A 20,966-nucleotide genomic window follows, 5' to 3' on the forward strand; every position below is an offset into this window, starting at 1 on the left:
TTGATCATGCGTTACAGTATTACACATGCTGTCAATCAGTAACGCAGATTCGGTCGCCATCGACGATCGCATCATGACCGCCGCGGCCAGCTGTGTCCGCGATTTCGGCGTCGATCGGGTCACCCTGGCCGAGATCGCCCGTCGCGCGGGCGTCAGCCGCCCGACCGTCTACCGGCGCTGGCCCGACACCCGCACGATCCTGGCGTCGCTGCTCACCGACCGGATCACTGGAACGTGGACGTCCATCCCGGCCCGCCAGCCGGGGCGCGAAGGTGTGGTGGCCCGGGTTGTCGAGGTCGCCCAACGGCTGCGTGACGACGAACTGATCGTCGCGGTCCTGCGGTCGGCCCCGGACCTCGCGATGGTTTACATCACCGGCCGGCTCGGTACCAGCCAGCAGATCCTGATCGACCTCGTCGAGAAGGAACTGCGCACCGCCCAGGCCGACGGCAGCGTGCGGGCCGGTGACGCCCGGCAGATGTCGGCCATGGTCCTGCTGATCGCCCAATCGTCGATCCAGTCCGGCCCGATCGTGGAAACCATCCTCGACGCCCAATCCCTGGCCGTCGAACTCGCCCATGCACTGAACGGATACCTCGCACCATGAGTGACCTCACCGCCCTCAACGCCGCCCGCCGCACCGCCGACCTGACGGCACTCGGAGACGACGGCCGCGTCGACGTCATCGTCATCGGTGGCGGCATCACCGGCGCCGGCATCGCCCTCGACGCCGCCAGCCGGGGACTGTCCGTCGTACTGGTCGAAAAGCACGATCTGGCGTTCGGCACCAGCCGCTGGAGTTCCAAGCTGGTCCACGGCGGCCTGCGCTACCTGGCCACCGGCAACGTCGGTATCGCACGCCGCAGCGCGGTCGAGCGCGGGATCCTGATGACCCGTAATGCGCCGCATCTGGTGCACGCCATGCCGCAGTTGGTGCCCTTGCTGCCCTCGATGAGCCGGGCTCAGCGTGCCCTGGTCCGGGTCGGGTTCGTCGCCGGTGATGCGTTGCGCGCGTTGGCCGGAACGAAATCCGCCACTCTGCCGCGGTCGCGGCGGATCGGCCCCCAGCAGGCCGTGGCGATGGCGCCGACGGTCCGGCGCGACGGCCTCGACGGAGCACTGCTGGCCTACGACGGCCAGTTGATCGACGACGCCCGCCTGGTCACCGCGGTTGCGCGAACCGCCGCCCAGCACGGCGCGCGGATCCTGACCCGGCTGTCGGCGACGTCGGCCACCGGCGACTCGGTGCTGCTGACCGACGAACTGACGGGGGAGACGCTGACCGTGGCGGCCCGCGTGGTCATCAACGCGACGGGAGTGTGGGCGGGCGAAGTGGACTCGTCGATCACGCTGCGTCCGAGCCGGGGAACCCATCTGGTGTTCGACGCCGCCTCGTTCGGTAATCCCACTGCGGCACTGACCATTCCGATCCCGGGGGAGATCAACCGCTTCGTCTTCGCCATGCCCGAACAGCTGGGCAGGGTGTACCTGGGACTCACCGACGAGGACGCCCCGGGGCCGATTCCCGATGTCCCCGAACCGACTCCGGCCGAGGTCGGCTTCCTGCTCGACACCGTCAATACCGCGCTGGGCACGGCACTGGGCACCGCTGATGTGCGCGGCGCGTACGCCGGTCTGCGGCCACTGATCGACTCCGGTGAAGGCCGTACCTCCGACCTGTCCCGCGACCACGCCGTCATCGAATCCGGTGCCGGGGTCTTCAGCGTGGTCGGCGGCAAGCTGACCGAGTACCGGCACATGGCGCAGGACACGCTGGACCGCGCGTTCGCCGCCCGATCGGTGAGCGCCGGTCCGTGCCGCACCCGCAACCTGCCCCTGGTTGGTGCGCCGGCCAATCCCGTTGCCACGCTGCGCACGACGGCTGAGCTGCCCGGGTCGCTGGTCGCCCGCTACGGCGCCGAGTCGCCCAACGTCATCGCCTCGGCGCGCTGCGAGCGGCCCACCGACCTGGTCGCCGACGGGATCGACGTGACCCGTGCGGAGTTCGAGTTCGCCGTGACGCACGAGGGCGCGCTGAGCGCTGACGACGTCCTGGACCGGCGCACGCGGATCGGCTTGGTGGCGGCCGACCGTGAGCGGGCGACCGCGGCCGCCGAGGAGTTCCTCGCCGCGACCAGCTGACAGGCTTAACCGCCGGCTGAAATGGGCATTCAACGTCTGTTTCCCGCGACGCCGGAGGATGCCATGACAGCGACACCGACCTTGAAGAAGGCCCTCAACCAGCGGCAATTGCGAATGATCGCGATCGGCGGCGTGATCGGCGCCGGCCTGTTTGTCGGGTCCGGAGTCGTGATCGGCGATACCGGTCCGGGAGCGTTCATCACCTACGCGCTCTCGGGCGTCCTGATCATCATGGTCATGCGGATGCTCGCCGAGATGGCGGTGGCCAACCCGTCGACCGGGTCGTTCGCCGACTACTCCCGCGAAGCACTCGGCCACTGGGCCGGCTTCTCGGTTGGCTGGCTGTACTGGTACTTCTGGGTGATCGTCGTGGGCTTCGAGGCGATCGCCGGCGCCAAGATCGTCCAGTACTGGGTCGATGTCCCGCTGTGGTTGTGCGCCTTGGTGTTCATGGTGCTGATGACGGCGACCAACCTGTTCTCGGTGAAGTCCTACGGCGAGTTCGAATTCTGGTTCGCCGGAGTCAAGGTCGCGGCCATCCTGGTCTTCATTGCGATCGGAGCCTGCTTCGTGCTGGGGCTGTGGCCCAACAAGTCGCTCGACTTCGGCAACCTCACCAGCAACGGCGGCTTCCTGCCGATGGGTGCCGGGGTGATCACGGTCGGTATCGTCACGGTGATCTTCTCCATGGTCGGCCCGGAGATCGCCACCATCGCCGCTGCCGAGTCCTCAGATCCGGAGAAAGCCGTTGCGCGAGCAGCGAATTCGGTGATCATGCGGATCCTGGTGTTCTACGTGCTGTCGGTGTTCCTGATCGTGACGATCGTGCCGTGGAACGACAGCGGCCTGGCGGCCTCACCGTTCGTGGCGGCGTTCACCAAGATGGGCATTCCCTACGCCGACGACATCATGAACGCCGTCGTGCTCACCGCGGTGCTGAGCTGTCTGAACTCCGGGATGTACACCGCGTCGCGGATGATGTTCGTCCTGGCGGCGCGACGGGAAGCACCCAAGGCGTTGGTCCAGGTGACGGCACGCGGAGTGCCGGCCAATGCCATCCTGTTCTCGTCGATCATCGGCTTCGCCTGTGTCATCGCCGCCGCGTTCGCCGAGGACACCATCTTCGCGTTCCTGCTGAACTCCAGCGGCGCGATCATTCTGTTCGTCTACCTGCTGATCGCGGTCTCACAGATCGTGCTGCGCTACCGGCACGGACACGCCGAACTGCGGCTGAAGATGTGGCTGTTCCCGGTCCTGTCGATCCTCACCATCGTCGCGATGCTGGCGATCCTGGTGCAGATGTACCTCGACGACAAGCTCCGCTCGCAACTGCTGCTGAGCCTGCTGTCGTGGGCGGTGGTGGTGGTCCTGTACTTCGTGGCGCGCAGATTCACCCGCGAGCCCGAATCCAGGGAACCGGCCACGGCCTCCCGTTAGGGACGGGTTACAGCGGAATGTTCTTGTGGCGGCCGCGACGGGCGGGTGCCTCGGCCAGGGCCTGGGTGACCTTGCCGCGGGTGTGCGCCGGGTCGATCTTCTCGTCGACCACGCCGATCTCGATGGCGGAATCCACCCCGCCGGCGATCCGCTCGTGCTCGGCGGCCAACTCCTCGTGCAGCGCCTCGCGCTCGTGATCTTCAGCGGCGGCCAGCTTCTTCTTGTGCAGAATGCCGACCGCGGCCTTGGCGCCCATGACCGCGACCTCGGCGTCCGGCCACGCGAACACCTTGGTGGCACCGAGCGAGCGTGAGTTCATCGCGATGTAGGCCCCGCCGTAGATCTTTCGGGTCACCAGCGTGACGCGGGGGACCGTCGCCTCGCCGAAGGCGTGCAGCAGCTTCGCGCCGCGACGCACCACGCCGCCCCACTCCTGGTCGACACCGGGCAGGTAGCCCGGCACGTCGACGATGACCACCAGCGGGATGCCGAACGCGTCGCACAGGCGAACCAGACGTGCTGCCTTCTCGGCACTTTCGGAGTTCAGGCAGCCGCCCAGGCGTAGCGGGTTGTTGGCAAGGATGCCGACGGACCGGCCGGCCAGCCGGCCGATGCCGACCACGATCGACGGCGCCCACTTGCCCTGGAACTCTTCGAATGTCGAGTTGCCCTCGTCATCCTTGTCCAGCAGTGCCTCGACGAGCGGGTGCACGTCGTAGGCGCGGCGCGGGGACTCGGGCAGCAGTGCATGCAGATCGACCTCGCCGGCCTCGGCCTTGCTGCGGTCGAAATGACCCTGCTGGCTGAACAATCCGACCAGCCGGCGGCCGCGGGCGTAGGCGTCGAGCTCGCTGTCGGCGACGATGTGGCACACGCCGGACTTCTTGTGGTGGGTGTCGGGGCCACCGAGCGAGGCCATGTCGACGTCCTCACCGGTGACGCTGCGCACCACGTCCGGACCGGTGACGAACACCCGGCCCTCGCTGGCCATGATGACGACGTCGGTCAGCGCCGGCCCGTAGGCGGCACCGCCGGCGGCGAAGCCGACGACCACCGAGATCTGCGGGATGTAGCCGGACGCCCGGATCATGGCCTCGAACACCAGGCCCACGGCGTGCAGGGCCTTGACGCCCTCGGCCAGCCGCGCGCCGCCGGAGTGCCAGATGCCCACGATCGGACTCTGCTCCTCGATGGCGGTGTCGTAGGCGTTGACGATGTGCTGGCAGCCCTCCACACCCATGGCGCCGCCCATGACGGTGCCGTCGGTGCAGAACGCGATGGTCCGCACACCGTTGACGGTGCCGGCCGCGGCCAGGACACCTGAGCGGTCACGCTCGTGCAGCAGCTCGACGCTGTCGTCGTCGAAGAAGGTGCGCAGGCGCAGCAGCGGGTCGCGCGGGTCGAGCGATTCGCCGACCGTCTCAGGTGCCATGATCGTCATCCAAATCTCCTTAGTGCGCGCCGGTCGTCCGACGCCTTCGGTACTCAGTACTTTCCGAAAGCGATCGCGACGTTGTGACCACCGAATCCGAACGAGTTGTTTACCGCGTATTGGTAGTTGCCTGGCCGGGGTTCGCCGGCCACCACGTCCAGATCGATCTCCGGATCGAGGTTGCGCAGGTTGAGCGTGGGCGGGATGACTCCATCCCGCAGCGCCATGATGGTCAGGATCGACTCCACCGCTCCGACGGCACCCACCGAGTGGCCCAGCGCCGACTTGGGCGCGTAGACCGCGGGCCGGTGTGAGCCCATCGCGTTGTTGATCGCCTTACCTTCCGCCACGTCACCAACCTGAGTGCCCGTCGCGTGTGCGTTGATGTGATCGATATCTGTCGGTTGCAATCCAGCCACCCGGATGGCCCGGGTGATCGCCTGTCCTGCTTGGTCTCCCGTGGGATCAGGCGCCACGATGTGGTAGCCGTCCGAGGTGATGGCCGCCCCCATGATGCGGGCCAGAATGTTGGCGCCGCGGGCCTTGGCGTGCTCCTCGGTCTCGATCACCAGCAGCGCGCCACCTTCGCCGAACACGAACCCGTTGCGATCCTTGTCGAAGGGCCGGCAGGCGCCGGCGGGATCGTCGTTCGTGGTCGACAGGACGATGCGCATCTGGGCGAAGCCGGCGATCGGCACCGCTTCGATCTTCGTCTCGACGCCGCCGCACACCGCGATGTCGGCCTCGCCGAGCACGATCTGCCGCCACGCCTGCGCAATACCCTCCGACCCGGATGCGCACGCGGACACCGGGGTGATGACCCCGGCCTTGGCGCCGAGTTCCAGGCCGACCGCCGCGGCCGCGGCGTTGGGCATATACATCTGAACTGCCAACGGCGACACGGCGCGAAGACCCTTCGCGCGCATGCCGTCGTAAGCGAACACCAGCTCCTCGGTGGACCCCATGCCGGTACCGATGGAGACCATCAGCCGTCGGGTGTCGACCTCAGGGGAGCCGGCGTTCTGCCACACTCGCCGACTCAGAACGACGGACATCTTCTGGAGGTAGGACAGCCGACGCAGTTCGACCCGCGTCAGTTCCCCGTCGAAGTCCTCGACCAGATGTCCGCCGATCCGGACGGGCAAGTCGTACTTCTCGACGAACTCGTCTTCGAGCAGTCGGATACCACTTTGCCCGTCCAGCAGCGCCTTCCAGGTGCTGTCGGCGTCAGATGCCAGGGCTGTCGTCATGGCAATACCCGTGACGACCACGTTGGGGAAACCGTTCCCCGTTGACAGTTGTGTCAACCCTGCCATTCGCTGTTGTTCGTCCTTTCCCCCCGGATCAGTAGCGCCCGAAGGCGAGCGCCACGTTGTGTCCTCCGAATCCGAACGAGTTGTTGATCGCGTACTGGTAGTCGCCGTAACGCGGTTCGCCCGCAACGACATCCAGGTTGATCTCCGGGTCCGGAGTCTCGTAGTTCAGCGTCGGCGGGATGACCCCATCCCGCAGTGCGAGCACGGTGAGGATCGACTCCAACGCACCCACGGCACCGATCGAGTGGCCCAGGGCCGACTTCGGTGCGTACACCGCGGCGTGGTCCACACCGGCGACCCGGATGGCGTTGGCCTCGGCGACGTCACCGATCGAGGTGGACGTGGCGTGAGCGTTGACGTGGTCGATGTCCTTGGCGGACAAGCCCGCCAGCTCCATCGCCCGGGTCATCGCCCGGCCGGCCCGCAGGCCGTCCGGAGCCGGCGCCACCATGTGGAAGGCGTCCGACGTGATACCCGCACCCATCAACCGGGCCAGCGGCTTGGCGCCGCGAGCCTTGGCGTGCTCCTCGGTCTCGATGATCATGAGCGCACCGGCCTCGCCGAAGACGAAACCGTCGCGATCCTTGTCGAACGGACGCGAAGCGCCCGCCGGATCATCGTTGCGGGTCGACATCGCGCGCATCATCGAGAACGTCGCGATGGGCAACGCCTCGATTCCGCCCTCGACACCGCCGCAGACCGCGAAATCAGCGTCACCCATGACGATCTGGCGCCACGCGTGGGCGATGGCCTCCGACCCCGATGAACAGGCCGACACCGGCGTGATGACGCCGGCGCGGGCACCGAGCTCGAGGCCGACGACCGCCGCCGCACCGTTGGGCATGATCATCTGAACGGCGAGCGGGGACACCTTGCGAGGCCCGCCCTCGTTCATCGCGTCATAGGTTTCGACGATCTTCTCGCCGCCACCCAGGCCCGTGCCGACAACGACGGCGAAGCGGTCCGGGTCGACCTCCGGCTTACCGGCGGTCTCCCACAGCTGAGCGCTGAGGAACTTGGACATCCGCTGGACGTAGGACATCCGGCGGAAGTCGAGCCGACCCATGTGGTCGTCGACCGGATCCTTGAGGTGTCCGCCGATCTTGACCGGCAGATCCCATTTGGTGACGAAGTCGTCCTCGAGAACGCGGATGCCGCTCTCGCCGGCCAACAAACCCTTCCACGTGCTCTCAATGTCGCCCGCGATGGAGGTGGTCGCCGTAACGGCGGTCACCACCACATTGGGGAAACCGCCGTTAGAAAGGGAAGGCTTGGTCACTGTGCGAACTTCTTGCGCACGCCGCCCAACAACCCCTCCCACGTGCTCTCAATGTCGCCCGCGATGGAGGTGGTCGCCGTAACGGCGGTCACCACCACATTGGGGAAACCGCCGTTAGCAGTGGAAGGCTTGGTCACTGTGCGAACTTCTCGCGCAGCGCGGCAGCAGCCTCGGGGTTCTCTTCCTCGAGCTTCTGGATGTAGCTGACCACGTCACCGACGGTGCGCAGGCCGGCCAGATCCTCATCGGGGATCTTCACGCCGTACTTGTCCTCGGTCTGAACGGCGATCTCCACCATCGACAGCGAGTCGATGTCCAGGTCGTCGACGAACGACTTCTCGGGGGTCACCTCAGACGGCTCGATACCGGTGACCTCTTCGATGATCTCGGCGAGACCGGCGATGATTTCTTCCTGGCTGGCGGCCACAATGGCTCCTTCGTAATTGGTTGTGTTACTTGGTGAATCTGTGTTGACGTGCGTTATGTGGTTGTCTGGCGGATGCCGGCCCAGGTCTAGAGCTCGGTCAATTCGTCCAGGTCTGCGGGTGTCTTGACGGCGCGCGTCGCGACCCCCCGAAGTTCTCGTTTGGCGATTCCGGTCAGAGTGCCCGCAGGCGGGAACTCGACGATCGCCTCGACAGCAAGCTGCCGCATGGTCTCGGTGCACAGGTCCCAGCGCACCGGACGGGTCAGTTGGGCGACGAGCTTGTCCATCGCGTCGGCCGCCGAGCTGACCGGCTGGCCGTCGGCATTGGACAGCAGCGTGGTGGTCGGCTCGCTGGTCGCGACCTCGGCGGCCGCGGCGGCGTAGCCGTCCAGCGCGGAGGCCATGAAGTGGGTGTGGAAGGCACCGGCGGTGGCCAGCTGGCGCACCCGGGCCTTGGCCGGGGGATCCTCGGCCAGCTTCTCCAGTGCCGCGACCGCACCGGCGGCCACGATCTGGCCTGCCGCGTTGCGGTTGGCCGGGACGAGATCCAGCGCCTCGAGGCGGGCCAGGACCTCGGCCTCGTCACCGCCCAGGACGGCGGACATGCCGGTGGGCTCGACCGCGCAGGCTTTGGCCATCTCGGCGCCACGGACGGCAGCCAGCTTCACTGCATCGTCGGGGGAGATGACGCCGGCGATCGCGTAAGCGGCGATCTCGCCGACGGAGTGGCCGGCGACGACGGTCTTCTTGCCGGCGAGCACGCCGCGCTTGACCAGTTCGGCGTTGGCCAGCAAGGTCGCGGCCACCACCAGTGGCTGGGTGACCGCGGTGTCCGTGATTTCCTCGGCCGTCGCCGTCGTACCCAGCTGGGCCAGATCCAGGCCGCTGATCTGCGACCACGCCGCAATCTGATCGGCAGCACCGGGCAGCTCGAGCCAGGGCGCGAGCATGCCGGGGGTCTGTGATCCCTGTCCGGGAGCGAGCAAAGCAATCACGTTCTTAAGGGAACACTGTGAAACCGGTTTTGCGCGGTGTAAGAGATTATGAACCTTGTCTTAGGTTTTTGTAGCTTGTCCACAAAAGTGCATGTGATGCGACTTCGTTGAGATCTTCTCGCAATCTGTGGCCTGGGTCACTTGAAGCCGTTGACGCTCGCCAGTATCGGTGTGAGCTGCGCTACAGATCTGTTTGCCATGGTCTGAGGCGGCGCAGGGTAGCCGAGGCGGGCGACGGTAGCCGCGACCCGCAGCACGTACGCATCGCGCGGCATGGTCGGATCACGGCCGGTGAAGTCGGTGATCCGCTTCAGGCGGTACCGCACAGTATTTGGATGAACGAACAGTTTTCTGGCGCAAGCTTCAATTGCTCCGCCGCTGTCGAGGTAGGCGTCGAGCGTCTCGGTGAGCGCCGGGCCCGCGTCGGCCAGCGGCCGCATGATCTCGGTATGCAGGGATGCGATGGCCAGGGTGTCGCCGAGCAGCGCCCGCTCGGGCAGCAGTTCGCGGGCCAAGACCGGTCGGGGCGCCCCGCTCCAGCCGACCACGGCGTTCATCCCGGAGATCGCTTCGATGGCGCTGTGGTGGGCCGCGGTGAGCATCGCTGCCGTCGGCCCGATCACCACCGGGCCGTCGGAAAACGCGGTGAGCAGCTGGTTGAAGAACTTGTCGGTCGGTGACAGCGGGCCGGAGATGATCGCGATGAGCCAGGTGCCGTGTACGTCGGCCAGCGCGCCGCGCTCGAAACGCAGCGCGATCTCGCGGATGTCCTCGCTGGCCAGGTCCTCCCGGCCCGGTGGCGGGGTGCCGACGACCACCGTCGCCGGTGCGGTGGTGTCCCAGTTCAGGGCGGCCGCGCGGGACAGCAGCTCCGGACCGGCGTCCCCGCGGACGATCGCGTCGACCACGCTGGCTTCCATCCGGCTGTCCCACGAGCCGCGAGCCTCGGCGGCGTCGGCGTAGGAGGCGGCCGCCGCGAAAGCCAGGTCGCGGCTGTAGCGCAGGATGCCGATGGTCAGGGCGGTGAGCTGCTCGTCGGTGCGGGCCAGCAGCGGCACCACCTCTTCGAAGAACTCCATGGTGACCCGGACCATGTCGACGGTTTGGGCCAGCGCGATGCGCCGGGTCAGATCCTGCGGAACCAGTTCGAAGGCCTGGGCGGTGTAGCCGACCTGGCTTTCCGGGTTGCGCATCCACTCGACGAAGTTGACCACCGCGGCCTGCACCACCAACTGGACGCTGGCGCGCTGGGAGGCCTCGAGGTCACCGAAGAACGGCAGCCGCTCCTCCATGGCGTGCACGGCCTGGGTGGCCAGCCGCCCGGAGTATTGCTTGAGCCGGCGCAGGGTGGAGTCCGGAACGTTGGCCAAAAGCTCCAACGGCGGGCGCGGCCCGTCCGGGCGCGGGTTGTCGGGCATCCCTAAAAGCTACGCCTTGGTTATGGATGTTCCCACCAAAGACGCGGCTGGCCGCCCCGCGCTTCCCCCGCGAGTGTGCGGTTTCATCCGCAACACGCCGCCGCGGGCGTATGCCGATGCACACTCGCGAGAGGAGCAGGGGCAGGCTAGGCGCTCCCGGTGTCCACGTAGGAGACCTGAGCCGCCTGCACGTCGTCGATCTGGTACTCGCGTGCCGCGGCGACCGCCACCGACGGGTCGATCTCGCCGTCGCGGGCCAGCGCCTCCAGCACGGCTACCACCACCGACTCGGCGTCGGTGTTGAAGTACCGGCGCGCGGCAGGCCGGGTGTCGGAGAAGCCGAACCCGTCGGTGCCCAGCGTGACGTAGGTGTTGGGCACCCACGGCCGGATCTGCTCGGGCACCGCCCGCATCCAGTCCGACACCGCGACGGCCGGGCCTGCGGTCTCGGCGAGCACCTGGGTGATGTACGGCGTCGCGGCCGGACGATCCGGATGGCGCAGCAGATCCTTCTCGATCGCCACCCCGTCGCGGTTCAGCTCGGTCCAGCTGGTGACCGACCAGACGTCGGCGGCCACATCCCAGCGCTCGGCCAGCAGGTCGGCCGCCCGCAGCGCCTCCGGCATCGCCACACCCGAGGCCAGGATCTGCGCCACGTTGGAGCGCTTCTCGGTGGCCGCGCGGTAGCGGTAGATGCCGCGCAGCAGACCTTCGGGGTCGAAGTTCTCCGGCTCGGCGGGCTGGGCGTAGGGCTCGTTGTAGATGGTGACGTAGAAGTAGATGTTCTCCGGGTTCTCCCCGTACATCCGGGACAGCCCGCTCTCGACGATGTAGGCGATCTCGTAGGCGAACGCCGGGTCGTAGGCCACCACGGCCGGGTTGGTCGACGCCAGCAGCAGCGAGTGACCGTCGGCGTGCTGCAGACCCTCACCGGTCAGCGTGGTCCGGCCAGCGGTCGCACCGAGGACGAAGCCGCGGGCCATCTGGTCGGCGGCCGCCCAGAAGCTGTCGCCGGTGCGCTGGAACCCGAACATCGAATAGAAGATGTAGATCGGGATCATCGGCTCGTTGTGCGTGGAGTACGACGTGCCGACGGCGGTGAACGATGCCGTCGAGCCCGCCTCGTTGATGCCCTCGTGCAGGATCTGGCCGACTTCGGATTCCTTGTAGGCCAGCATCAGCTCGGCATCCACCGCGGTGTACAGCTGGCCGTTGCGGTTGTAGATCTTCAGGCTGGGGAACCACGAGTCCATCCCGAAGGTGCGGGCTTCGTCGGGGATGATCGGAACGATCCGATCGCCAATGTTCTTGTCGCGCAGCAATTCCTTGAAGGTGCGGACGATGGCCATGGTGGTGGCCACGTGCTGCTGGCCGGAGCCCTTCTTCAGCGGCTTGTACACGTCCCGCGACGGCAGGGTCAGCACCTTGGACTTGGTGCGCCGCTCGGGCACGAACCCGCCGAGCGCGCGGCGGCGATCCACCAGGTAGCGGATCTCGGGTGCCTCCGGTCCCGGGTGGTAGTACGGCGGCAGGTAGGGGTCTTCCTCGAGCTGGGAGTCGCTGATCGGGATGCGGATGGCGTCGCGGAAGTCCTTGAGGTCTTGGAGCGCAAGCTTTTTCATCTGATGGGTGGCGTTGCGGCCCTGGAAATGGGCGCCCAGCGAATACCCCTTGATGGTCTTGGCCAGGATGACCGTCGGCTGGCCCTTGTGCTCCATCGCCGCGCGGTAGGCGGCGTACACCTTGCGGTAGTCGTGGCCGCCGCGCTTGAGGTTCCAGATCTCGGCGTCGGACATGTTGGCCACCAGGGCCTTGGTGCGCGGGTCGCGGCCGAAGAAGTGGTCGCGCACGTAGGCGCCGTCGTTGGCCTTGTAGGTCTGGAAGTCACCGTCGGGCGTGGTGTTCATCAGGTTCACCAGCGCGCCGTCCTTGTCGGCGTGCAGCAGGGCATCCCATTCGCGGCCCCACACCACCTTGATGACGTTCCAGCCGGCGCCGCGGAAGAACGACTCCAGCTCCTGGATGATCTTGCCGTTGCCGCGCACCGGGCCGTCGAGGCGCTGCAGGTTGCAGTTCACCACGAAGGTCAGGTTGTCCAGACCCTCGTTGGCGGCCACCTGGATCAGGCCGCGGCTCTCCGGCTCGTCCATCTCGCCGTCGCCGAGGAACGCCCACACGTGCTGATCGGAGGTGTCCTTGATGCCGCGGTCGTGCAGGTAGTGGTTGAACCGGGCCTGATAGATGGCGTTCATCGGGCCCAGGCCCATCGACACCGTCGGGAACTCCCAGAAGTCGGGCATCAACCGCGGGTGCGGGTAGGACGGCAGCCCGCCGCCGGGGTGGCTGTGCTCCTGGCGGAAGCCGTCGAGCTGGTCTGCGGACAGCCGCCCTTCCAGGAACGCCCGGGCGTAGACGCCGGGGGAGGCGTGGCCCTGGATGAACACCTGGTCGCCGCCGCCGGGATGGCTCTTGCCGCGGAAGAAGTGGTTGAAGCCCACCTCGTAGAGCGCGGCGGAGGAGGCATAGGTGGAGATGTGGCCGCCGACGCCGACGCCGGGCCGCTGGGCCCGGTGCACCATGATCGCGGCGTTCCAGCGGATCCAGGCCCGGTAGCGGCGCTCGACGTCCTCGTCGCCGGGGAACCACGGCTCCAGCTCGGTGGGGATCGTGTTGACGTAGTCGGTGGAGGTCAGCGCCGGAATGGCAACCCGCTGCTCACCGGCGCGCTCCAGCATGCGCAGCAGCAGATAGCGGGCCCGGGCCGGCCCGGAACGCGACAGCAGTTCGTCGAACGACTCCAGCCACTCGGCCGTCTCCTCCCCGTCGATATCGGGCAGGTAGGACGCAACTCCCTCACGGATCACTCGCACACGATCAGATTCGGTTGGGCTGTTTGAGTTTTGAGCCAGATCGTGGCGCGCGAACTCGGTGGTCAACATCAGCTCCTTAGTAGCTGGTGCAGGTTTTGCACCCTCTGCCCACTATCGTGCCGCACTTGGGGCTATACCGACGAGTAGTCAAAGAGCCGACCGGTGAAATTAATGCACCGCGCCGAGCTGGGCAGTTTGCCGGTAACCTCTCGGGCTGTGCTCATCAGAACGGCTCGGGGGTTGCGGATTGGCGGACTGCTGGCCGGCAGCGCCGCGGCCATCGTCATGGGCGTCGTGGGTTGTACGACGGTCAGCGACGGCACCCCCAGGGTCAATGCCGGTGATGCACCGGCCTACCGGACCTCGATGTCGGTGTCGTTGTCGGAGTCCGCGGCCTCGTCGAGCGCCCGCGAATCCGAGCGGCAGGCCTCGCTGACCACCCAGGCCATGCACGACACCTGCGAGACGCTGTCGACCACCAGCGCCGACGCCATCGACGCGGTCAACACCTATGTCGGCGCCTTCAACGAAGGTGGCGGCAACACGTCGGCCACCGAGGGGCCGGCCGTCGACGCTCTGAACCAGAGCGCCGATGCCGTGCAGGGCAGCATCACCGACGCCATTCCGGACGAACTGCGCCAGGCGTTCACCGATTGGGTGGACGGAGCTCGCGCCACCGCCAAGGCGATCACCGATCAGGCCCCGGCCGACGAGTTCAACAAGACGATCAGCGACCTCAACGACACCCGGTCCAACGCCTTGAGCCTGTGCGACGCGACGTATTGAGTCGCCACCGCGCGGCGTGCAATCGCGCGTGTCGTGCGACGATAGCCCTAGACAGCCGACCCTGACGATGAGGAGGTCCTGAAGGTGGTCGCGGAGAGTGGCCCCCCGAACTACGCCCAGAGGCTGGGCGTACTGAAGGGTCAGGTCGTTCAGGAGTTGGGCTGGGACGAGGACACCGACGACGACATCCGGGCCGATGTCGAGGACGCCAGCGGTTCTGAGCTGCTCGACGAGGACGCCGACGAGGTGGTTGACGTGGTGCTTCTATGGTGGCGCGACGGTGACGGCGACCTGGTGGACCGGCTGATGGACGCCATCGCACCGCTGGCCGACGACGGCATCATCTGGGTGCTGACGCCCAAGACCGGTAAGCCGGGCCATGTGGTGCCCGCCGAGATCGCCGAGTCGGCGCCGACCGCAGGGCTGATGCCGACCTCGTCGGCCAACCTCGGCGACTGGAGCGCCAGCCGGCTGGTGCAACCGAAGTCGAAGGCTGCCGGACGGCATTCGTGACGGCCGCCGTCGGTAGCGAGGCGCCCGACTTCACCCTCAAAGACCAGAACGGCCAGCCCGTCACGCTCAGCGACTTCCGCGGCCGCAAGAACGTGCTGCTGGTGTTCTTCCCGCTCGCGTTCACCGGAATCTGCCAGGGCGAACTCGATGAGATCCGCGATCATCTGCCGGTCTACGAAAACGACGACACCGCCACCCTGGCGATTTCGGTCGGACCGCCGCCCACGCACAAGATCTGGGCCGTGCAGAGCGGCTTCCTGTTTCCCGTGCTGTCCGACTTCTGGCCGCACGGGGCGGTGGCCCAGGCCTACGGCGTCTTCAACGACGGGGCCGGCTATCCCAACCGCGGAACGTTCGTGATCGACCGTGCCGGGGTGATCCGATTCGCCGAGTGCCTGGAGCCGGGCCAGGCCCGCGACCAGTCGGTGTGGACCGAGGCATTGGCCGCGCTGAGCGCCTGACCGGGATTTCCCTGCACCCGCGCACTCCGTGTAACCTGCCCGGGCACGGGCGTGTAGCTCAGTGGTAGAGCTCTGGTTTTACACACCAGCGGTCGGGGGTTCGAAACCCTCCGCGCCCACCAAGAAATCCGCAGTTCAGCGGTTCGCTAGCCGGCTTCTCCGGATACCCACTAACCCCCGTTGTGCCAAGAATGTGCCAACAGTTTTCGAGCGCTGGTTGGTCCGCGCGCGGTGCAACCTGCTGGAGGACGTACCAGTTCTGCGGCTAACTTGGTCCGGTGACATTGGTACTTGCGCTGGCGTCAGAACACGAAGTTCATATGACTTGTGATTTCAGGCTCACCTACCTGGATCCGCCCGACCGTCAACCCGATGACAACACGCACAAACTGATTACGGTGGCACGGAGCGACTTTGAGGCAATCATCGGCGTTACGGGGTGGGCGTTTCTAGGCAGGACGCCGATCGGCAAATGGGTCGCAGAGAAGACTTCGGATCTAGCATTCGACGCCACACTCAACGATTTGCTCGATGTGCTGCACAGTGCATCCGTGTCGCTATCCCGCGTGCAAAATCGTTACAAGCAGCATCGCAGACTCACTCTTGTGGTGGGGGCCATCCAAGGGTCTCAGTCGGTCGTATGCATGCTCTCGAACTTTGAGAATCTGCGTGGACGATTTCTCGCGGATGGTGAGGAGCCGGGCCACGAACTCGTCTCCGACATCACGAGGCCGAGCAGCGTCCAGCTTTTCACCGCCGGGTCAGGTGCTGCATTCGTCCATGAGGATGAGAAGAAGCGACTCGAATATCTCCTCCGGAGCGGCCTTTCCACGCCCGAACGGATACAGGAAGCAATGGCCGGCCTTAACGAGCAGGTAGCAGGACGCACTACCGATGTCAGCCAGGGCTGCTATGCCGCGAGTCAATTTGCGACCGGCTTCGGGCAGACGCGCCCGTTCCTCGTTGAACAAGTCGGCAATTTCAACCCGCCCGCGTTCCACGAGTTGTTTAAGCGTATGGGTATCGTTTTGAATCCAAAGATTCGACCTGACGGCACGCCGGAACCAATCCAGATGACAAGTTCAAGCTCATTCAGCTACAACCCGAGTCCGGCCTGGTTCCGCGAGCAGTTTAAATTGCGGCCGCACGACGCTGAACTCTGGAATAACTTTGGCACCTTTAAACAAGGACGCGGTCTCGTAGACGAAGCAATAGAAGCGTACGAAAAGGCTCTCGAACTTGACTCGAAGTATTACAATGCAGCACGCAACCTTGCAAATTTGCTATGGTCCGCTCGTGGCGAACGAACGCGCGCCCTTGAATTATTTGAAGTCGCCCTTGAGAACCCTGATTCAACCCAACGTCGCGAGACATTAGCCTTGCGCGCTGATTGGGCGGCGTTTCGGGACAGGGATCTAGACGCGGCACGTGAATACTTCGCCGAGGCTGTGGTTGGCGACTTCATGCCGAGCGTATCGGTTCTCTGGTCTCGCATGATGCTCGTTTTTGACCCTCCGGAACACTTGGTAACCGTAGAACAGTTAGCGGATCAAACGTTGCAAACGACACCTTCAGATGCCATGGCAACGACCATTAAGGCGACCTGTATATGGTGGCTGCATGGAGATCTTCCGGCGGCGAATTCCCTAATCGCGACCTCGCTCGAAGGCTATCCTAAAGATCAACACTTATTGGCGACTGGCATTCGTCTGGGTGTGGCCGCTAATGATCTAGACCTGGCCGAATCTTTGCTAGCCCGGCTATCGAAGGTTATCGCGGATGAAGATAGTCAACTGTTATTGTGCTATCGAGTGATACTGGGTATTTGCCGCGGAAATAGTTTGTCCGATCTGATCGCACTGTTTCACGGTCCGGGCCTCGATAATGCAGTAAGTCTTGCGCTGTTACTTTGGGCTCAAGAGCGAGATGAGGAATGCGAAGAGATAGTCGCTTGCGTCGCGCGTGACGCCCTCACCTATCAGGGGAGAATCGAGTTCGATGTGCTGCAACGCTTGCTCCACGCCGACGTCTCCAGCGAGTACACCGATCTGGCCGGCCACTTGCTCGACCCGACCACCTTGCGTGCGATTTCGGCACATCCCGAGCTGTCAGAGTCACGGCGGGACCGACTGAATGCTGTTCTCGACGCTATCCGCGCCTGAATTCTTGCCAGAGATGTTGTCTAGCAGCGCATTTAGGCGAAGGTGTAGCAATGGCGCGTATCGAAGTGCTACCGGCCGTTCCTTAGAGTTCTCGCGCCCCTGGCCATCCGGCTTCGACGTCGGGCATGCGGACTTTGTCGAGCACATAGCGAATGGACCTGCGGCCAAGACCTCGCTTCGGGAGTCGTGGCCACGAGACTTCCAATACGGGTCTGGGCGTGATCTAGTTCCTGGCGGGCCGCGCCGCTGACTGAGTGGCGTCACACGACAGAAAATGTCGGAGGCCGTTGGCATACTCCCGCCATGACCGAGAGCACATGGGACAGCCGAGATCTGCCGGTGTTGAGAGCGGCGGTGGACATCTACGAGCGGACTGGACGCACGATGAGGCCGCGCCAGATCGAGCAGGAGACCGGCTTCGATGGGGACACCGTTCAACGTGCGCTGCGGGTGCTCAACCGCGAGCCCTATTTCGAGAAGGTCAGTGGTGCGTTCGGGGGTCAATTCCTCATGGTGGGCGCACCGACTGCCGACGCCTTGCGCGTGGCCGGGCAGTGGCCAACACCAGAGAACCAACTGGAGCGGATGATCGCCGCCTTCGAGGCTGTCGCCGCCGATGAGGCCCGCCCAGAGGAGGAGCGGAGCCGCGCCAAACAGGTTGGGCTCTGGCTCGCCGGGGCGCTGTCCCAGGTCGCCATCGGGGCGCTCGGCGGCGCTGGCGGCAACATGCTGACCGGGTAGCGGCACGCCTATGTCTAGTGCGTATCTTGTCGTGACGGTGTGTCTGCGGAATCGCCCCGCAGACAGGCCGTTTCGTCTATCCCGTCTGGTTTGGTGTCGGGCCGTTTGGGCGCATCTTGGCCACTTCTTGGCCATCCGGGGGTCAGCTCGCCCAGGTGTTCGACGGACGCAAGTTCGGCGCTTGGCGGGCTTGAAAAGTCATTGCTCAAAAATGGGCAAGGTCCTAGGGGTCGCCTACAGAGTCCGGGCCGGCGGCATCGCTAAGCTCGTTATAGCGAACCATCACTCGATCAAGTGCGCTTTGGAGACGCGGACGTTCTGAGGAAAGCGCCTCAAGATCCACCACCCGGTACAACTCGCGCGCGACTTTCTTAAGGGCTTCATGCAGCGAAAGCAGCACGTAGTCTGCGTAGTTGTTCAGCCCTAAGAGTCGATCGACGCCGGCAAGGGCCTCGTCCACACGATCGATGTGGAGCTGTGCAATGACTCTCATGGCGTCGAGAATTACTTCGCCCTCCAGCGAGGTGCTCGCCGCCGCGAACTGGTCTGTGAAATCGAGGAGTTCTGCGAACCGACCCGCCTCGTAGAGCTCGTTGGCCCGTCTCATTTGAGTCGCCTCCTGCGTAGCAAGTGACGGGTCTCGTTGGGTCACTTCGGAAAGTCTTTGCCTGATTGCAGAGAGTCCCGGGGCATCACGGTAGACATCCAGTCGGTCTATGGCAGCCAACGTATCGCCCGCAAGGGTGTAGGCCAACGCGCGGACTGCTTCATTGCCGTCGAATTCAGCCTCAGCCACTGAGCTAACAAACGGTATCGCACACCTCCGAAGTGCTTCTGGAGGTGCCTGCGCCATGCTCAGATCCGCAATCAAGTTGGCGAGTATCTTCATTGCTATCCGCCGAGCGTAAGGCTCGTGCATGTACCGCGACAGTGTCTGAAGAGCTGATCGTCCGAGATCAAATGCCGCCTGCAACCTGCCGCGGCTAGCCGCGCAAGTGCTTAACTCCGCCTGCAGCAGCGTCTTTGCGTATGTGTAGACCCGCGCGCTGTTCGGCGAGAACGAGGACATTGGTTCGTTGTCAGCCACGAGCTCCAAAAGCGCGTTGGCGTGCAACCGCAGTTGTTCGACTGCGAAGTATTCGCCCGCGGTCCGCATCGACCCAAGCCAACCGATCAGGAAGTACATGAACACTGTGCACTGCGATTCCAGGTAGCCGGGTGGAACCGCTGCCAAGTAAGAGCGTTGGAGAATGTCGTGAACTAGCGGGTGGATTGCGACTGTGTCGCTGACCGCCGTGTGACCGCCGTCTCCCTCGTTGACTACTCGCCGCGCGATTGTCTGCGTTCGCAAGGTGGAGAGGACTCCCCTTAAGGTCACCTTGTCGACTTCCGCGGGCTTTGGCAGATTGGCCAAGTCCAACTGCATCTCTCCGGGCGTCGCGAACAGAATGAAATTCAGGGGCAAGAGCTCTGGGGCCAGCAAAGATCCGATCTCTAACACCGCCCGAGCCGACCTGCCGTAGGTGTCGCCGGCGGGCGTGCCCTTCCCGAGGTTCCGGACCGCGTACTGAATTGCCGCGAAGGCCGTTCTTGGAAAGCCCGGGGGTCTGGAATCGCTGTCCGCTAGAGCTTCGAGATCGCTAAAATACCGCAGCGCCATCTCATGAAGCTGGCCCTCAGTGTTCTTGAAGTAGATTGCGGACATACTGACTGCTAAAGGTATTAATCCCAGCCGCCTTACAATCTCCAAAATCGAAGACCGAACATCTTCGAGATTTGCTTCACCAACGCCCGCGTAGCTGGCGAAGCAGTCGACAGCCTCGGCTTCTGTCATTTCGCCAACTTCTATCACGGGCACGTCTGGCCACCAATTGAGGCTGTTGTTGGAGGTCACAAGAATTGAACCGTTTCCCATTGACGGAATATATGCATCGATGTCACTTCGATTTTGGATGCCGTCGAATACGAGTAACCATGGCCCGCTGTGGCGTCCAAGTATGCCGGTAAATACCGAAGGGATCGCCGCGTCAGGAGCCATCTGCTCCCTTGTCAGCTGGAAAATGAGGTTCCGAACCTGTGCCTCAATGAAGTCGACCTCGCGGCAATCGATCCAGCATATGAATTCGTACGAGATAGATTCGACATGGCAATAGTCGGTTGCAAGTACGGTTTTGCCGTTGCCTGTGCGGCCGGTCAACACAACCCTGGCTGGTGAGGTGGTCGCGTCATCGGGGGCGAGATACTCCTGCATCTGCTCCAGATAGTCGACCCGAGGGACGGTTGACAAGTAGTTTGGGATACCGGTGATTGGGACGCCCCAATCAAACCCGCCGGCAACGTGGGCAATACGCGGATCCGGCATAGCCAGCATTTCGAGCAGGTCAAGCGCACTGATTCTGCTCTGCTGCTGTCCCGCAGCTGCGGAGAATATGTAGTCCTGCAATATCGGTACGAGAAGCCTGGCTGACACCACGCCTTGGCGTAGCTCTCGTTGGCCCCGGAAGAACCTTATAAGTTCCGCGATCGAGTTGCGGATCTCGACCGGCTTTCGAGAATCAACGATGATATTGGGTGGAGCTCCAGTTTCACCGGGTTGCCTCTGCGGGCCTTTTGCCCACGTGTAACGGGTAGTCGTTTCTACACCGTCTCCGGGCTCGGTTTCGACCTCGTCGAGCAAATCTGGAGAAATCGGCTTATTCGTCAGAAGAATAATGTTTGGCGCTCGGTGGACAACTAGTCGGTCCAACGCAGTGCGTGCGGGAGCGGGTTGGAGTGGATACTTGTCAGGCTCCGAGGAGGCTTTTACCTGAACGCTGTACAGCACCTCGCCGTCAACCTCAATGGCGAAGTCGACGACATCGTCGTCCTTGCCATCGGCTTTTATTCGCAAAGGCTCAATCACTAGCGCCGCACGGGCGATGAGCTCGGGGTTCTCCCGGAGCAGACTGAGAAATACTTCGGCAGTCTGCAAATACTGATAGTTGAAT

16 protein-coding genes, 1 tRNA gene and 1 pseudogene are annotated in these 20,966 nt (G+C 64.6%); 9 read left to right on the plus strand and 9 right to left on the minus strand.

Annotated elements, in window-relative coordinates:
- Positions 1-25: 25 nt before the first annotated feature.
- From BN3385_RS17025 to BN3385_RS17035, 3 genes and pseudogenes are all read left to right on the plus strand, one after another.
- Positions 26-607, plus strand: a complete 582-nt coding sequence (locus tag BN3385_RS17025; protein WP_059018359.1) for a TetR/AcrR family transcriptional regulator — start codon at positions 26-28, stop codon at positions 605-607.
- Entirely contained in the window at positions 604-2,142 is a 1,539-nt protein-coding gene (locus BN3385_RS17030; RefSeq protein ID WP_059018361.1) for a glycerol-3-phosphate dehydrogenase/oxidase, read from the plus strand. The genes BN3385_RS17025 and BN3385_RS17030 overlap by 4 nt, the downstream gene beginning before the upstream one ends.
- 63 nt (positions 2,143-2,205) lie before the next feature.
- Positions 2,206-3,531, plus strand: a pseudogene (locus tag BN3385_RS17035) (amino acid permease); the annotation flags it as partial.
- A 55-nt stretch (positions 3,532-3,586) separates the two neighbouring features.
- Here BN3385_RS17035 and BN3385_RS17040 read toward each other — a convergent pair.
- From BN3385_RS17040 to aceE, 8 genes are all read right to left on the minus strand, one after another.
- Positions 3,587-5,020, minus strand: coding sequence for an acyl-CoA carboxylase subunit beta (locus BN3385_RS17040; protein WP_059018363.1), 1,434 nt, complete (start codon positions 5,018-5,020; stop codon positions 3,587-3,589).
- 44 nt (positions 5,021-5,064) lie between these two features.
- Positions 5,065-6,327 carry a 3-oxoacyl-ACP synthase KasB gene (gene kasB, locus BN3385_RS17045; protein WP_059018365.1) on the minus strand — a complete coding sequence of 421 codons (1,263 nt, stop codon included), beginning with the start codon at positions 6,325-6,327 and terminating at the stop codon, positions 5,065-5,067.
- A gap of 28 nt (positions 6,328-6,355) precedes the next feature.
- Complete coding sequence (kasA, locus tag BN3385_RS17050; RefSeq protein WP_059018367.1) at positions 6,356-7,606, minus strand: 3-oxoacyl-ACP synthase KasA; 1,251 nt, start codon at positions 7,604-7,606, stop codon at positions 6,356-6,358.
- Positions 7,603-7,743 (minus strand): hypothetical protein, encoded by a 141-nt coding sequence (locus BN3385_RS28255; RefSeq protein ID WP_197415228.1) that lies wholly within the window; start codon positions 7,741-7,743, stop codon positions 7,603-7,605. The genes kasA and BN3385_RS28255 overlap by 4 nt, the downstream gene beginning before the upstream one ends.
- Entirely contained in the window at positions 7,740-8,033 is a 294-nt protein-coding gene (acpM, locus tag BN3385_RS17055) for a meromycolate extension acyl carrier protein AcpM (protein WP_059018369.1), read from the minus strand. Before acpM ends, BN3385_RS28255 begins: the two co-directional genes overlap by 4 nt.
- An 86-nt stretch (positions 8,034-8,119) precedes the next feature.
- Positions 8,120-9,028, minus strand: a complete 909-nt coding sequence (locus BN3385_RS17060; protein WP_082690518.1) for an ACP S-malonyltransferase — start codon at positions 9,026-9,028, stop codon at positions 8,120-8,122.
- Between the two features lie 137 nt (positions 9,029-9,165).
- On the minus strand, positions 9,166-10,446 hold the full coding sequence (locus tag BN3385_RS17065) for a PucR family transcriptional regulator (RefSeq protein WP_059018374.1): 1,281 nt from the start codon (positions 10,444-10,446) through the stop codon (positions 9,166-9,168).
- Between the two features lie 146 nt (positions 10,447-10,592).
- Complete coding sequence (gene aceE, locus BN3385_RS17070; RefSeq protein ID WP_059018376.1) at positions 10,593-13,382, minus strand: pyruvate dehydrogenase (acetyl-transferring), homodimeric type; 2,790 nt, start codon at positions 13,380-13,382, stop codon at positions 10,593-10,595.
- Between the two features lie 150 nt (positions 13,383-13,532).
- Between aceE and BN3385_RS17075 the strand changes: the two genes are divergently transcribed.
- From BN3385_RS17075 to BN3385_RS17100, 6 genes are all read left to right on the plus strand, one after another.
- Positions 13,533-14,102 (plus strand): Rv2240c family protein, encoded by a 570-nt coding sequence (locus BN3385_RS17075; RefSeq protein WP_231748753.1) that lies wholly within the window; start codon positions 13,533-13,535, stop codon positions 14,100-14,102.
- Positions 14,103-14,186: 84 nt separating this feature from the next.
- Positions 14,187-14,615, plus strand: a complete 429-nt coding sequence (locus tag BN3385_RS17080; RefSeq protein ID WP_059018380.1) for a DUF3052 domain-containing protein — start codon at positions 14,187-14,189, stop codon at positions 14,613-14,615.
- Positions 14,612-15,076: a peroxiredoxin gene (locus tag BN3385_RS17085; RefSeq protein WP_059018382.1), complete on the plus strand. Its 465-nt coding sequence runs from the start codon at positions 14,612-14,614 to the stop codon at positions 15,074-15,076. Before BN3385_RS17080 ends, BN3385_RS17085 begins: the two co-directional genes overlap by 4 nt.
- Positions 15,077-15,123: 47 nt before the next feature.
- Positions 15,124-15,198, plus strand: a tRNA-Val gene (locus BN3385_RS17090).
- Positions 15,199-15,354: 156 nt separating this feature from the next.
- On the plus strand, positions 15,355-17,238 hold the full coding sequence (locus tag BN3385_RS28260) for a tetratricopeptide repeat protein (protein WP_156432782.1): 1,884 nt from the start codon (positions 15,355-15,357) through the stop codon (positions 17,236-17,238).
- 303 nt (positions 17,239-17,541) lie between these two features.
- Positions 17,542-17,979 carry a hypothetical protein gene (locus tag BN3385_RS17100; protein WP_059018386.1) on the plus strand — a complete coding sequence of 146 codons (438 nt, stop codon included), beginning with the start codon at positions 17,542-17,544 and terminating at the stop codon, positions 17,977-17,979.
- Positions 17,980-18,202: 223 nt separating this feature from the next.
- Here the strand turns inward: BN3385_RS17100 and BN3385_RS17105 are convergent, their stop codons facing one another.
- Positions 18,203-20,950, minus strand: coding sequence for a tetratricopeptide repeat-containing protein (locus BN3385_RS17105; protein WP_156432783.1), 2,748 nt, complete (start codon positions 20,948-20,950; stop codon positions 18,203-18,205).
- Between the last annotated feature and the right edge of the window lie 16 nt (positions 20,951-20,966).

Source organism: Mycobacterium sp. M26 (genome assembly GCF_001494595.1).
Taxonomy (GTDB): domain Bacteria; phylum Actinomycetota; class Actinomycetes; order Mycobacteriales; family Mycobacteriaceae; genus Mycobacterium.

Coding starts and splice junctions, on each gene's coding strand:
- BN3385_RS17025 (WP_059018359.1), top strand. CDS start 26: ATGCTGTCAATCAGTAACGCAGATTCGGTCGCCATCGACGATCGCATC.
- BN3385_RS17040 (WP_059018363.1), bottom strand. CDS start 5,020: ATGACGATCATGGCACCTGAGACGGTCGGCGAATCGCTCGACCCGCGC.
- BN3385_RS17065 (WP_059018374.1), bottom strand. CDS start 10,446: ATGCCCGACAACCCGCGCCCGGACGGGCCGCGCCCGCCGTTGGAGCTT.
- kasB (WP_059018365.1), bottom strand. CDS start 6,327: ATGGCAGGGTTGACACAACTGTCAACGGGGAACGGTTTCCCCAACGTG.
- BN3385_RS17030 (WP_059018361.1), top strand. CDS start 604: ATGAGTGACCTCACCGCCCTCAACGCCGCCCGCCGCACCGCCGACCTG.
- BN3385_RS17100 (WP_059018386.1), top strand. CDS start 17,542: ATGACCGAGAGCACATGGGACAGCCGAGATCTGCCGGTGTTGAGAGCG.